Source organism: Campylobacter taeniopygiae, from assembly GCF_005406225.1.
Taxonomy (GTDB): domain Bacteria; phylum Campylobacterota; class Campylobacteria; order Campylobacterales; family Campylobacteraceae; genus Campylobacter_D; species Campylobacter_D taeniopygiae.
The window spans coordinates 1-13,549 of sequence record NZ_NXLY01000005.1; the positions used below are offsets into that span (position 1 = coordinate 1).

At 29.4% G+C, this 13,549-nt stretch carries 10 protein-coding genes, 1 tRNA gene and 1 pseudogene; 8 read left to right on the plus strand and 4 right to left on the minus strand.

Annotated features, from left to right (window positions below; all coding sequences use genetic code 11):
- Nucleotides 1-356: 356 nt before the first annotated feature.
- Nucleotides 357-1,106 carry an ADP-ribosyltransferase gene (locus tag CQA75_RS03190; RefSeq protein WP_137623621.1) on the minus strand — a complete coding sequence of 250 codons (750 nt, stop codon included), beginning with the start codon at nucleotides 1,104-1,106 and terminating at the stop codon, nucleotides 357-359.
- Nucleotides 1,107-1,288: 182 nt separating this feature from the next.
- Nucleotides 1,289-1,375, minus strand: a tRNA-Leu gene (locus CQA75_RS03195).
- A gap of 172 nt (nucleotides 1,376-1,547) precedes the next feature.
- Between CQA75_RS03195 and flgL the strand changes: the two genes are divergently transcribed.
- Nucleotides 1,548-3,797 (plus strand): flagellar hook-associated protein FlgL, encoded by a 2,250-nt coding sequence (gene flgL / locus CQA75_RS03200; protein WP_137623622.1) that lies wholly within the window; start codon nucleotides 1,548-1,550, stop codon nucleotides 3,795-3,797.
- A 108-nt stretch (nucleotides 3,798-3,905) separates the two neighbouring features.
- Entirely contained in the window at nucleotides 3,906-6,869 is a 2,964-nt protein-coding gene (locus CQA75_RS03205; RefSeq protein WP_137623623.1) for an FtsK/SpoIIIE family DNA translocase, read from the plus strand.
- Between the two features lie 29 nt (nucleotides 6,870-6,898).
- Here CQA75_RS03205 and rpsO read toward each other — a convergent pair whose 3' ends face one another.
- Entirely contained in the window at nucleotides 6,899-7,171 is a 273-nt protein-coding gene (gene rpsO, locus CQA75_RS03210) for a 30S ribosomal protein S15 (RefSeq protein ID WP_137623624.1), read from the minus strand.
- Between the two features lie 149 nt (nucleotides 7,172-7,320).
- Here rpsO and CQA75_RS03215 point away from each other — a divergent pair.
- The 5 genes and pseudogenes from CQA75_RS03215 (at nucleotide 7,321) to CQA75_RS03235 (ending at nucleotide 11,801) form a co-directional block, all read left to right on the plus strand.
- A pseudogene (locus tag CQA75_RS03215) lies at nucleotides 7,321-7,736 on the plus strand (Rrf2 family transcriptional regulator).
- On the plus strand, nucleotides 7,720-9,894 hold the full coding sequence (gene flhA / locus CQA75_RS03220; RefSeq protein ID WP_137623626.1) for a flagellar biosynthesis protein FlhA: 2,175 nt from the start codon (nucleotides 7,720-7,722) through the stop codon (nucleotides 9,892-9,894). Before CQA75_RS03215 ends, flhA begins: the two are co-directional and overlap by 17 nt.
- Before the next feature lie 8 nt (nucleotides 9,895-9,902).
- Complete coding sequence (locus CQA75_RS03225) at nucleotides 9,903-10,961, plus strand: DHH family phosphoesterase (RefSeq protein ID WP_137623627.1); 1,059 nt, start codon at nucleotides 9,903-9,905, stop codon at nucleotides 10,959-10,961.
- Complete coding sequence (locus CQA75_RS03230; RefSeq protein WP_137623628.1) at nucleotides 10,936-11,172, plus strand: hypothetical protein; 237 nt, start codon at nucleotides 10,936-10,938, stop codon at nucleotides 11,170-11,172. Before CQA75_RS03225 ends, CQA75_RS03230 begins: the two co-directional genes overlap by 26 nt.
- Nucleotides 11,169-11,801: a hypothetical protein gene (locus CQA75_RS03235; RefSeq protein WP_137623629.1), complete on the plus strand. Its 633-nt coding sequence runs from the start codon at nucleotides 11,169-11,171 to the stop codon at nucleotides 11,799-11,801. Before CQA75_RS03230 ends, CQA75_RS03235 begins: the two co-directional genes overlap by 4 nt.
- Here the strand turns inward: CQA75_RS03235 and CQA75_RS09525 are convergent.
- Nucleotides 11,789-11,929 (minus strand): hypothetical protein, encoded by a 141-nt coding sequence (locus CQA75_RS09525; protein WP_337195791.1) that lies wholly within the window; start codon nucleotides 11,927-11,929, stop codon nucleotides 11,789-11,791. The genes CQA75_RS03235 and CQA75_RS09525 overlap by 13 nt on opposite strands.
- Before the next feature lie 169 nt (nucleotides 11,930-12,098).
- On the opposite strand from CQA75_RS09525, the gene CQA75_RS03240 reads away from it, so the two are divergent.
- Nucleotides 12,099-13,088: a c-type cytochrome gene (locus CQA75_RS03240; protein ID WP_137623630.1), complete on the plus strand. Its 990-nt coding sequence runs from the start codon at nucleotides 12,099-12,101 to the stop codon at nucleotides 13,086-13,088.
- Nucleotides 13,089-13,549 lie beyond the last annotated feature (461 nt).

Below are 13,549 nucleotides of genomic sequence, written 5' to 3' on the forward strand. Positions count from 1 at the left end.
CTTTTTATTAAAGCACAAGAGTTTAAAAATACTAAAGCTAAAATTGCCAAAATGATTTTCATTTATAATCCTTGGTTTTTAAGAATATAGTCTATTGTAAAAATTTTTATGGATATGATTGTATTTTATCTAAAAATATTTAAAGATATAAATTTATAAAAATAATTTTAATCCAGCTAAGATAAAAAGTAATAATTTTAAAAAGAGGGCAATAAATAAACATAAATAATTGCTATTTGAAGATAAAGAATTTGCTTATTTTGTATTAAATTAAGAGAAATAAAACAATATAAAAGCGATTCAAATTTTCAAAAAATCAGATATCATCAAGTTAAATGAGAATTTATCTCATTTAACTAAAATTCTGATGGTTGTTTTAAATTATCTACTTTTTCAATCTCACAAGGTTGATTTATATAACAAGGACCTGTCATTTTAACATAAATTGTCAGTCTTTTTTTATCCGGAGATATTTCATAACTTTCTATGGTTAAAACTCTATTTCTTGGAAAAAGTAATTCATATTGAGTTTCAAATGCAGCAAGTCCTTTTAAAGAGACAAAAAGTGTATCTGAAAATTTTGGAACTTTTATAACAAGTTCAACCGGCCTTGACTGAAATACACTATTTCTAATTGCCGTAGTAGACATAAAACCATAGTCTCTATATTTTTTATGACTGATTAACTCCAGATAGGTTTTGGCTTGATCTGTAAATTTTCCATTTTTATAAATTTTTGAAAAATAACCTTGATCTAAAAGTCTAAATATAAAACTTAAATTTTCATAGCGATAAACAATTAAATTTTCAAATATGATTGTTTTTCTTAAAGCTTTGTCAAGTTTTTTCACCATATCCTTTTGTTTTTCATTTAAAGAATAAAGTCCTTCTCCATTTCTTAATTTTTCATTGATCACTACAAAATCACCATAAGTATATTGATAAACTATATCTCTTTCTTCTTTGGATAAAATATTATTTCCATATAATTGTATCCACCAATTTACAGCTTCTCTACCAGTTTTAAATTTTTTATAGCTTTCCCCATCAGCCATTAAAGATAATTGAAAACCTAAAAATAAAAGTAAAAAAATAATATTTTTCATTAAATACTCCTTTTAATAAATATTTCCTTATAAATATCGGAAAATTATTCAATATTATAAAGTTCTTAATATGATAACTTTTATTTTTGAAATAGAAATGACTGATATTGAATCTAGATTAAACAAGATAGAAAATTTCATTTTTTATATTGTAAGTATGAAATTAAGAAGTTATGATAGAATGGTGCCCGAGGTCGGACTCGAACCGACACAAGGTTGCCCTTACCAGATTTTGAGTCTGGCGCGTCTACCAGTTTCACCACTCGGGCTTAATTAAAACTATAATTATATTTCTTTTAGCTAAAAAACAATTTAAAATAAAGGTTTTGATAAAAAATATTTTAAAAAAATATAAGAATTGGTTTTTTGGAACACTTATTGCTTATAAATTGTAGCAATATTGACAAAAGATTCTAGTTTATTAATTTTTTAAGGAAAAAAATGAGAATTACAAATAAATTAAATTTCACCAATTCTGTTAGCACTTCAATGGGTGGGCAAAGTGCCTTATATAAGATCTCTCAACAACTTGCTTCAGGATTGAAAATTCAAAATTCTTACGAAGATGCAAGTACCTATATAGACAATACTCGTTTAGAATATGAGTTAAAAACGCTAGAGCAGGTTAAGCAAGCAACGAGTTCTGCTAAAGAATTAACCGAAAATAGCATGAAAGCCTTGCAAGATATGGTTAAGCTTTTAGAAGATTTTAAAGTTAAAGTTACTCAAGCAGCTAGTGATAGTAATTCTCAAACATCAAGAGAAGCGATAGCAAAAGAATTGCAACGTATCAAAGAAAGCATTCTGCAACTTGCAAATACTAGCGTCAATGGTCAATATCTTTTTGCCGGTTCTCAAGTTGCGAACAAACCTTTTGATTCTAATGGTAATTATTATGGTGATAAAAATAATATCAATGTTGTAACTGGTTCAGGAACTGAAAGTCCTTACAATATCCCTGGTTGGGATCTCTTTTTCAAAGCCGATGGAGACTATAAAAAGCAAATTACCACCAATATCAGCTTTAAGGATAATCGTTACACCGAAACAGACAAAGACAAACAAGAGTATTTAAATGGAGATTCTGCTTGGAAACAGCTTATCGGGCAAAATTATGTAAAAGATGGAAAATTAGATCCATATAAAGATTTTGAAGATAAAGATCAAAAGCTTGATTTTCCACCTTCAACACTTTATGTTCAAGGAACTAAACCAGATGGCACAAGCTTTAAAAGTGCAGTTTTGGTAAAACCAGATGATAAAATAGAAGATGTATTAGAACAAATCGGCGCACTTTATGGCAACACTCCTAACAATAAAGTTGTAGAAGTAAGCATCAACAATAGCGGTCAAATTCAAATCACAGATTTAAAACAAGGTAATAATAAATTAGACTTTCATGCCGTAGCCTATACTCCGCAAATGGATACAACTGATCAATATAGAGCAATGGAACAATTTGTTAAGGATAATGACCTTAATATGGACGATGTTACTAATGAAGTTATGAAAGCTGCTATACAAAATGGCGATATCACTAATCCAAAAACTCCAGTTGAAATTGAATTAACAGGAAAGGATGGAACTAAACAAAAATTTAGCTTTAGTCTAGCTCAAACTGATTTTATCAAAAGCAATATGACTGATTCTACTAATCAACCAGCTAATGGTGCAGATTATGATAATGTTTATTTTGAAAAAGATGGCAACACTGTTTATGGCAATGTTTCTCAAGTTATCAAGGGAAGTAATGCCTATGCAACAGATTCAACCAAACTTAGCGAGGTGATGGCAGGAGATAGTCTAAATGGTACCACCTTAAATTTAAAAGTCAATTCCAAAGGTGGAAATTCCTATGATGTGACTATAGATTTAGGCAATTCAACTGTAAAATTTAAAAATGCGGCTGGACAAGATATAAGTTTTCCTATCATGCATACCGATCCTACGACAGGAAATAGCGGGGTAGTAACTCCTTCAGATGAAATAACTTATGGACAAATTAATAATATCATCGGTATGTTTGCCTCTGATAAAGTGCCTACCCAAAGCATTGATGCAACAAATAACAAGATTGATGCTACAGGTTATGACAATATCCAACAACTCATAAAAGATTCTCAAGCAACTGTAGATGTTAGTATGGATTACAAAGGACGTATTAGCGTTACAGATAAACTTTCTTCAGGAACGAACATAGGAATTTCTTTAAGCGATTCTCAAAGTGGTCATTTTCCTCAACCTCCTTATAGCGAAACAGCACAAATTCAAAGTGGGCCAAATTTTAGCTTTAGTGCAAACAATGCTTTAACTATAGATGAACCAAATGTCGATCTTATAAAAGATCTTGATACTATGATCGATGCAGTTTTAAGTGGCAATATGAGAGCAGATGGAAATTCAGCCGATCCTAGAAATACAGGAATGCAAGGCGCTTTAGAAAGGCTTGATCACTTGGCTGATCATGTAAGCAAACTTAATACAACTATGGGTGCTTATCACAATATCATAGATGGGGTAAATACCCGAGTGAGTTTTTTAAGTGTAAATGTGCAAAGCATTAAAACAAATGTTATTGACGTTGATTATGGCGAAGCGATGATGAATTTAATGCAAACCCAACTTGCATACCAAGCTTCCCTTAAAGCAAGCACTACTATATCTCAACTTAGTTTATTAAATTATATGTAAAATTATGCTATAATGGCTTCTTTAAAAAATATTTTTTAAGGAAAAAACATCAAAAAAGAAGCCATTTTTACTATTTCTACTTTTGGTATTTTTTATTTATGTCTTTGTATGCTAACTCCTAGCATGGGGAGTTGGATTTATAAAATAAATTTATTTTTATTTGGGGAATTTGGATATTATTATCCTTTTTTCTTATTTATTTTAAATTATTTTTACTACAAAAGAAGCTATAAAATAGAAAATTTTTCACGTCAAGAACTTTTTGGTATAGGTTTTGCTTTTTTTTCGATACTCTTACTTTTTTCTGTGCTTTATAGAGGTTATGGCTATATTTTAGAATTCGTTTATACTGTTTTTTCTACTCTTTTAGGGCATGTTGGAAGCGGTATTTTTGCACTTTTACTTTTTGTTTTTTCTTTGATTTTACTCTTTCCAAAATTTGCAAAAGAACTTTTAAAAATAGAGTTAAATTTTACTATTTTACTTAAATTAGAACATGCTTTAAAAACACTTTTAATGAGAGTTTTCGGCGGAGATAGCGATAAGGATGATATAGGAAAATCAGAACCACAAGCTCCAATTATCGAAGTTAAGCAAAAACATCCAGTTAATACTTTAAGCGAAGTTGAAGAATTGGTAAAAATCAATAATATTAATGCAAGTAAAAATTCTATCACAACAGCTAAAGAAAATTTTGAAAAATTAAAAAATCAAATTTTAGATGAAAAAGTAGAAATTGATAAAGAAAGTTTAAAAGAGGCAAAAAGTTTTGTTTATGAAAATTCTCAACAGGTTAGAAATTTTGCACAAAAGGCTAGTAGAAGTAGTATAAGTCTTGATGAAGAATTTAATTTTATTTTAAAAGAAGAGGTAGATATGATCCCAGAACGTTTTTTAAAACCTAAAAAACTTGAAGAAATTAAGCAAATAGATACCACGGGTAGAAATTTGGATGAGCCAAGCTATAAAAGAAAAAATATAGAAATTTCACTACCAAAACAAGAAATAAAACCAAAAATTTTCACCAAAGAATTAGAACAAAGAGAAGATTTGATACAAAAAGCAAAATTAGAGCAAGAATACAAAGCTTATCAAAATGAAATACTTGAAAATAAAGTAAAAGAAGAAATTCAAGAATTAGAAAAAAATGATAAATTGGAACCAGATTTAAATAATATCATAGAAGGTAATAAATACAATTTTGAAGAAACAACTCAAGATCTTACAATAAAACAAGAAGTGATTAAGCCTAAAGAAATCTTTGAAGAGCCTGCAACAAAAGAAAAAATAATAGAAGCCGATCAACCAACTATGCAATATCATACAAATTTTGAAGAACCTGAAATTTTAGATTTTAGTGAAGAGAACTTTAAACCTAAAGAAATAGAAAGCATGAATGAAAATACTGATGATTTTATGCCCGTAGTTGAAGAATTAGATCGTCCTTATATCGAGCCAATTCCTGTTATCAAACTCCAAGAAGAATCAAAAGAAGAAACTCAAAAAGCCTTTGAAGCAATTAGAGAACAAGATGACAATGAATTTAAAGAAGAAATTAAAAGTGAAAACAAAGAAGAGGAAATTATTAAACAAAGAGCTATTTTAGCAAAAGAAATTGAACTCAATAAAGCACTTTTAAAAGAAATAGAACAAGGAGAGATGGAAAAGCCAAAAGATTTTAAATTGCCACCGCTTGACTTTTTAGCTAATTTTTCGCAGCATAAATATGATGTTAATGAGCTTGAAATTGATAAAAAAATTTACAATTTACTTGAAAAATTACGCCGTTTTAAAATAGGGGGTGATGTTACTAGAACCTATGTTGGGCCTGTAGTGACTACCTTTGAATTTCGCCCAAGTGCTGATGTAAAAGTGAGTAGAATTTTAAATTTACAAGATGATTTAACCATGGCTTTAATGGCAAAATCTATACGCATCCAAGCTCCAATTCCTGGAAAAGATGTAGTGGGAATTGAAGTTCCAAATGAAGAAATTCAAACGATTTATTTGCGTGAAATTTTAGAAAGCGAAGTATTTAAAAACTCTAAAAGCCCTTTAACTATAGCTTTAGGAAAAGATATTGTAGGTAATGCTTTTGTGACTGATCTTAAAAAATTACCTCATTTGTTAATAGCAGGGACAACTGGAAGTGGAAAAAGCGTAGGGATTAATTCTATGCTTTTAAGCCTTTTATATCGCAATTCTCCAAAAACTTTACGTTTGATGATGATCGATCCAAAAATGCTTGAATTTAGTATTTACAATGACATCCCACATCTTTTAACCCCTGTCATTACAGATCCTAAAAAAGCGGTTAATGCTCTTTCTAATATGGTTGCGGAAATGGAAAGACGCTATAGATTAATGGCGGATGCAAAAACTAAAAATATAGAAAATTACAATGAAAAAATGAAAGAAATAGGCGGCGAGGAATTGCCTTTTATCGTTGTTATTATCGATGAATTGGCTGATTTGATGATGACTGCAGGTAAAGATGTAGAATTTTACATAGGACGTCTTGCACAAATGGCAAGAGCAAGCGGAATTCATCTAATTGTTGCTACTCAACGCCCTTCCGTGGATGTGGTAACTGGTCTTATCAAAGCAAATTTACCAAGTAGAATTTCTTATAAAGTAGGGCAGAAAATAGACTCTAAAGTTATTTTAGATGCTATGGGAGCTGAAAGCTTACTAGGAAGAGGGGATTGTTTATTTACCCCTCCTGGAACAAGTTCTATTGTGAGATTACACGCCCCATTTGCAAGTGAATTTGAAATAGAAAAAATTGTAGATTTCTTAAAAGATCAAGAAGAAGTTTGCTATGATGAAAATTTCTTGCAAGATTCTAAAAATTCATCTTTAGTAAATGATACTTTTTCAGATGATAATGAAGTAGATGAGCTTTATGAAGATGCAAAAAGAATCATTCTAGAAGATCAAAAAACAAGTATTTCTTATATACAAAGAAGATTAAATATAGGCTATAATCGTTCTGCAAACATAATAGAAAGATTAACAAAAGAGGGATTTTTAAGTGAGCCTGATTCTAAAGGTAAAAGACAGATTTTATAATATCCTTTAAATAAAGGATATTATAAAAATTATTTATCTCTAAGATTTAATTCATTGATTAATTTAGAATAAGAATTATAATCTTTTCTTTTAAGATAACTTAAAAGTCTTTTTCTTTGTCCAACTAGTTTTAAAAGTCCTAATCTTGAAGAAAAATCTTTTTTGTAAATTTTTAAATGTTCTGTAAGCTCTGCAATTCTTGCAGTTAAAAGAGCTACTTGAACTTCTGTTGAGCCAGTATCACCTGGTTTTCTAGCGAATTTCGCAACAATTTCTGCTTTTTTAGCCGAATCTAAAGCCATATTGACCTCCTGATTGGTATAATTTAAAAACTGTGATTTTATCAAATAAAAACCAAAAATAAACTGAAATAACTTTTATTTAAATTTTTAAGCCATTTTCTAAGAAAATTTTATTATAATTAAAAACTATATATTCTAAGGAGAAATTTGTGCTATTTACCAAAGCAAGCGAATATGCTTTACTTTCTTTAATTTACATTGCTCAAAAAGAAAAACCTCAAGATGTAGATTTCCTATCCACTGAGCTTAATATTCCAAAAAGTTTTTTAGCTAAAATTTTACAAACCTTAGCTAGGGATAATTTGCTTAATTCTTTCAAAGGTACAAAAGGGGGCTTTACTTTAGCAAAAGATCCTAAGGAATATAACATCAAAGAAATTATAAATAGCGTAGAAAAAAAAGAAGTCAATGTTTTTGAATGTAGTGGTGGGGTATGTCCTGACAATAAAGAGAAAAATTGCACTCTTATGCCCATGCTTATAGAACTACAAGATAGAATAGATGGATTTTTAAGCTCTATAACCTTAGCGGATATTATGAAAAAATAAATGGCAAAAAAAAATAAAATATTTGATCTTGTTTTTCCTTTTTTAGGACCTTTAATAGGACCGGTTTTAAAGGCTAAAAGTCTCACTATAGTTGGTTTTATAGTTTGTATTTTAGCTATTATTATCGTTCCTTTGCCAAGTCCTATTTTGGACTTTTTTTTAGCTTTGAGTATTGCTTTATCGGTTTTGATTATCCTTATTTCTATTTATATTCCAAAACCAACCGATTTAACCACTTTTCCGACTTTAATCTTAATCATAACGCTTTTTAGACTTTCATTAAATATCGCTACAACGCGTATGATCTTGAGTGAAGGACAAAATGGACCTGAAGTTGTAAGTGAGATCATCGCTTCTTTTGGTGAATTTGTGGTTGGTGGAAATATGGTTATCGGAGTAATCGTATTTTGCATCCTTGTTTTGATTAACTTTATGGTTGTAACCAAAGGTAGTACTAGGGTTTCTGAAGTGCAAGCAAGATTTACACTTGATGCAATGCCTGGTAAGCAAATGGCTATTGATGCGGATTTAAATGCCGGTCTTATTGATGAACAAACAGCACGTGCAAGACGTCAAGAAATCATAGCTGAAGCGAATTTTTATGGCGCGATGGATGGTTCGAGTAAATTTATCAAAGGTGATGCAGTTGCTGGTATTATTATCACAATTATCAATATTATCGGAGGCTTTTTAATCGGCTCTTTTCAACACGATATGCCATTATCCACAGCTGCTTCAACCTATACTATACTTACCATAGGTGATGGACTTGTATCTCAAATTCCTGGCCTCATAACTTCTACAGCTACAGCTATTATTATTACTCGCGCAAGTAAAGATGAGGATAATTTTGCAGAAGGAACTTTAAATCAGCTTTTAAGTGAATACAGAACCTTATTAATCGTAGGTTTTGTTTTGTTTATTTTTGCTTTAGTACCAGGTTTGCCTCACTTATCTTTAGGATTTATGTCTTTAGTCTTTTTAGGTTTAGGATTTTTAACCAAACAAGTAAAAGAGGGTAAAATTGAAATCATGGCAGCTAAAAAGACTAAGCCGAGTGCTGCAGCTAGTGGTGGAGCAGCTGCACCAAATGCTGCAGTTCCTGCTAAGAAAAGCGAAGAAGAAATTTTAAAAGAAGAAGAGCATAAAATTAATGATATTCTTAAGGTTGAAATTTTAGAACTTGAACTTGGATATGGACTTATAAAATTAGCTGAAAGCGAATTGACTGAAAGAATTAGATCCATGAGAAGAAGTATCGCAGAAAGCTTAGGATTTTTAATGCCAAAAATAAGAATTCGTGACAATTTAAGACTTAAGCCTAATGAATACAGCTTTAAATTAAAAGGAGTTTCCATAGCGAGTGCTGAAATTTATCCGGATAAATATTTGGCTATGGATAGTGGATTTATCACCGAAGAAATTGAGGGTATAGCCACCAAAGAACCTGCTTTTAATTCCGATGCACTTTGGATTGATGCGAATTTAAAAGATGAAGCAACTCTTAATGGTTATATAGTGATCGATCCTGCTAGCGTGATTTCAACTCACATGAGTGAACTTATTAAATCACATGCAAGCGAGCTTTTAACACGTCAAGAAGTGCAAAACCTTTTAGATAAGGTTAAAAACGATTATCCTATTATAGTTGAAGGTGCTTTAAGTGTGGCACCTGTAAGTCTTATTCAAAAGATTTTAAAAGATTTACTCAAGTATCATATTCCAATTAAAGATATGCTTACTATTTTAGAGTCAGTTAGCGATATTGCCGAAGTGAGTAAAAGTTTTGACATGATTATAGAGCATGTAAGAGCGTCGTTAGCAAGAATGATTACAAATATGTATTTAGATGATAAAGGAAATTTAGATATTTTTATTTTAGATTCTGCTAGTTCGGCGATTTTAATGGAAAATGTCCAATTTAGAGACGGTAGTTATCATTTACCTTTAAGTGTAGCACAAACTGGCGTTTTAGTCGATACTTTAAGAGCCGAAGTGGCTGCAGTTTCTAATGGTCGCATCAAACCTTTCATACTTTGTGTTGAGCCGCAGCTTAGAAAATTTATTGCCGATATTTGTTATAACTTTAATATTAACATTGTTGTGCTAAGCTTTGCTGAAATTGCTGAAAATACCAATTTCAATACAGAAGGTATTATTAAGATAGAACTTTAAGGAAAATAATGAAAATTTATCATCTTTCGCATACAGATCTTGATGGTTATGCTTGTCAATTTATCACTCATTTTTATTTTAAGAATGTGAAATTTTACAATTCAAACTATGGAAAAGAAATCAATGATAATTTTAATGCTATTTTAAGCGATATCGAAAAAGATGAAAATTTTGAAAAAGCAATTATTTTAATCACAGATTTAAATTTAAGCCTTTCACAATGCGAAGAATTTGACAAAATATGTCAAGAAAAAAAGATTAAGATTTTTTTACTTGATCACCATCAAAGTGGGGAAGAGTGTGCAAAAAAATATCCTTGGTATTTGTTGGACTCAAAAAGATCAGCTACTAAAATCACTTATGATTTTTTCTCTAAAATTTGCCATACAGATTTAGAACTTTCACATTTTGTTGATGTAGTTAATGCTGTAGATATTTGGTTAAACGCGGATGAAAATTTTGAGCTTGGAAAAGTTTTTTTAGGCTTAGTTGCTAATGCTAAAGAAATCAATCGAGTGATGTTTAAAGAAATACAGGTTTATTATATATTTTTTCTTTTTGAAAGAGCTATTAAATTTATAGGAAAAGAAAATTCTCATATTTTGCTTGAAAATGCTATACACTTTATAAAAAAAGATTTTTTTATGAGAAATTGTGATGATACACTTGCTAATTTAATTTCTAGTTTTGTTGTTGAAAAACTAGGGGAGTTAAAAGATGAATTTGGCATAGAATACGGAGGTCATAAGGGAATTTTAACTGTTAATATAGGAAATACTTCCATCATTGGCAATGATTTTTTAATCAAAAATCCAGACTATGATTTTTTTATTGATGTAAGTTCAAGAAAAACGCTAAGTTTTAGAGCAAATGGTAAAATAGACGTTAGTCTAATGGCTAAAAAATTAGTTGGTGGAGGAGGGCATAAAAATGCAAGCGGTGGCTTATTTTCAGCTTATAAAGATAGCTCGAATTACCCTTATATCAAAGCTCAAATTCTTGATCTTATCAAAAGCAAAGAATTAAAAAAGGAAAGCAAAGATGTCCAAGCAAAAGAACTTAAATGAAGAGTTAGAAGATTTGCAATATGAATTAAGCATTGTTTTAGAGGCTATGCTTTTATATGCTGGAGTTAAAAGAGAGAAATTAGAATCAGCCATTGAGGCGTATATAGACAATATAGATTTAGTATTAAAAGATTCTCAAAAAGAGGGCGTTGATGAAATTTTAGAAGTTGTGGAATTTTTAAAAAACAAACATAAGGATTTATTTCTATGAAAAAAATAGCTACGATAGTTTTAAGCTTATATTCTTTAAGCTATGCCAATATTTATGAAAATTTGAGTGATTTTGCTTATAAAAAAACTTCTGATAAAAATGTTAAAGTTGAAAATGCAAAAATAGTCCATTTTTATAAAAACAATAAAGAATGTTTAGATCTTTTAATCAAATCTAATCAAGTGCAAATTTTAAAAACTTACAATTCTTGCAAAAATTTAGACAAAGATTCTAATTTTAATGATTTTTTAAATCACGATTTTCTAACTTTATATAAAAATGATGGGCAAATAATCCAACAAATAACATGGGATTTAAAAAATGCTATGCAAGATATTATGATTTATTATAAATTGCATTATAGTTTTAGTCGAAATAAAGATGACATGAGTAAAAATCCAAATTTGGATATTTTAAATATGGATCCAAAAGAGGGCGGAACCTTACTTTATAAAGTCAATAACCAAGCGTGTGTTGGTATAGAACTTTTAAAACATAATTCTAAAATGGCCATGAAAGTCTATGGTATAGAAAATTTAGATAAAAAATGTAAATTCTTTATAGAATCTCCAGATTTTAAAGATATTTCCTATACAGCAAAAGATTTTAATTGGTATTATTTAGAATAAAAAAATAGTTTAATTTTTAAAAATATTTTTTTAAAAAAACTGATTTTATCGGAAAAATTATTTTGTCCTAGAGTTTGAAAAACACAAGTATCTAAATCTCTTTTTTCTTGAATGCTTAAATTTTTCATTTGAAAATTAAACCTTATATAAAATATTGCAAATATGTATTTTATTTTAAATTACTTTAGTTTTTTATTAAAAATTTAACGATTAATCCTTTTTTAATTTTCATTGACTTTTATTAACCAAAATTATATAATTAATTGTGATTTAATTTTCTAAAAAGGAGAAAAGCTTATGAAAAAGAAAATTTCAGTAGCTTTGGCATTAATGTTATTTGGAAGTTGTGCATTTGCACTTGATCAAAAATTAGAAAAAACCAAAAGTGCTACAGGTATTGACTTACCTAAAGCTAAATGGGTTTTACCTAAGGCATTAAATGAAGATGGTACGATCGATGAGAGCAAAATGCCAAAAGATTCTAAATACGCCCAAATGGTAATTTTTGGTAACAAAATTCTTAATGAAACTAGCAAATACACTGGACCTCAAGCAAAAGATCCAAAAAAAAGATTTGCAGGAAACAATCTATCTTGCTCTAGCTGTCACGCAGCGGCTGGAAGTGTTCCAAATCAAGCAGGTTTTGTAGGAATTTGGGGAAGATTTCCACAATATAATGCAAGAGCGGATAAAGTGATCACTCTAGCAGATAGAATCAATGGTTGTTACGAAAGATCTATGAATGGCAAACGTATGCCTGAAAATTCTCCAGAAATGAAAGCAATGCTTACTTATATGCAATGGCTGTCTCAAGGTGTTCCAGTGGGAGCTAAGATCGAAGGTCAAAGCCTTAAAAAAATAGATTATCTCACAAGAGCAGCTGATCCAAAAAAAGGTAAAAAAATCTATATGGATAAATGTGCAGTTTGCCACCAAGAAAATGGCCAAGGTTTAAAAAATGAAGATACCAAAGGAGCCTACTACATTTATCCGCCATTATGGGGAAAAGATAGTTATAATACAGGAGCAGGAATGTATCGCTTAATCAAAGCAGCTTCTTACATTAAAGAAAATATGCCTCAAGGTGATCCTAACTTAACTCTTGAAGAATCTTATGATGTAGCTGCTTATATGAATTCTCAATCTCGTCCTGTAAAATCACATAGAGATCAAGATTTTCCTGATAGAAAAGTAAAACCTTTGGATATGGATGTTGGACCTTATGATGATAGTTTTTCTACAACACAACATCGTTATGGACCTTATAAACCAATGTTAAAAAAATAATTCTCTAAGGCAAGAAATTTTCTTGCCTTTAACTTTCTTAATTTTCTTTCTAAAATTTCATTACAATCTTTTTCTTTAAATTGTAAAAAATAATTTTCAAAAATTCGCAATAGGGTATTAAAACTAAAAAATAATAAAGCTAAAATTTAGTTTTCAAAATACAAATAAAAATCAATAAATTTATACAATAAATTTTATGGATAAATTAGAAACCTACAAAAGGTAAAGTATTTAAAATATGAAATATCCATACTTTAAAGCATAAACAAACGCTTTATTTCCATAAAAATAAAAAAGTTTGAAAATTATAGTTTTCAATACAAAATTAGAATTTAATATGTATTTTTACCTTTTATCATACTTTTTTAAGTATTTTATATTTTTTAGTCTAAAAAGTTTTTTGACTCATAAAAAGCTTTTTTTTACTAAGTTGATACTAAAATATTCTTTTAAAATAAAAT

Coding starts and splice junctions, on each gene's coding strand:
- CQA75_RS03225 (WP_137623627.1), top strand. CDS start 9,903: ATGAAAATTTATCATCTTTCGCATACAGATCTTGATGGTTATGCTTGT.
- CQA75_RS03235 (WP_137623629.1), top strand. CDS start 11,169: ATGAAAAAAATAGCTACGATAGTTTTAAGCTTATATTCTTTAAGCTAT.
- CQA75_RS03205 (WP_137623623.1), top strand. CDS start 3,906: ATGCTAACTCCTAGCATGGGGAGTTGGATTTATAAAATAAATTTATTT.
- CQA75_RS03230 (WP_137623628.1), top strand. CDS start 10,936: ATGTCCAAGCAAAAGAACTTAAATGAAGAGTTAGAAGATTTGCAATAT.
- rpsO (WP_137623624.1), bottom strand. CDS start 7,171: ATGGCTTTAGATTCGGCTAAAAAAGCAGAAATTGTTGCGAAATTCGCT.
- CQA75_RS03240 (WP_137623630.1), top strand. CDS start 12,099: ATGAAAAAGAAAATTTCAGTAGCTTTGGCATTAATGTTATTTGGAAGT.
- flgL (WP_137623622.1), top strand. CDS start 1,548: ATGAGAATTACAAATAAATTAAATTTCACCAATTCTGTTAGCACTTCA.
- flhA (WP_137623626.1), top strand. CDS start 7,720: ATGGCAAAAAAAAATAAAATATTTGATCTTGTTTTTCCTTTTTTAGGA.
- CQA75_RS03190 (WP_137623621.1), bottom strand. CDS start 1,106: ATGAAAAATATTATTTTTTTACTTTTATTTTTAGGTTTTCAATTATCT.
- CQA75_RS09525 (WP_337195791.1), bottom strand. CDS start 11,929: ATGAAAAATTTAAGCATTCAAGAAAAAAGAGATTTAGATACTTGTGTT.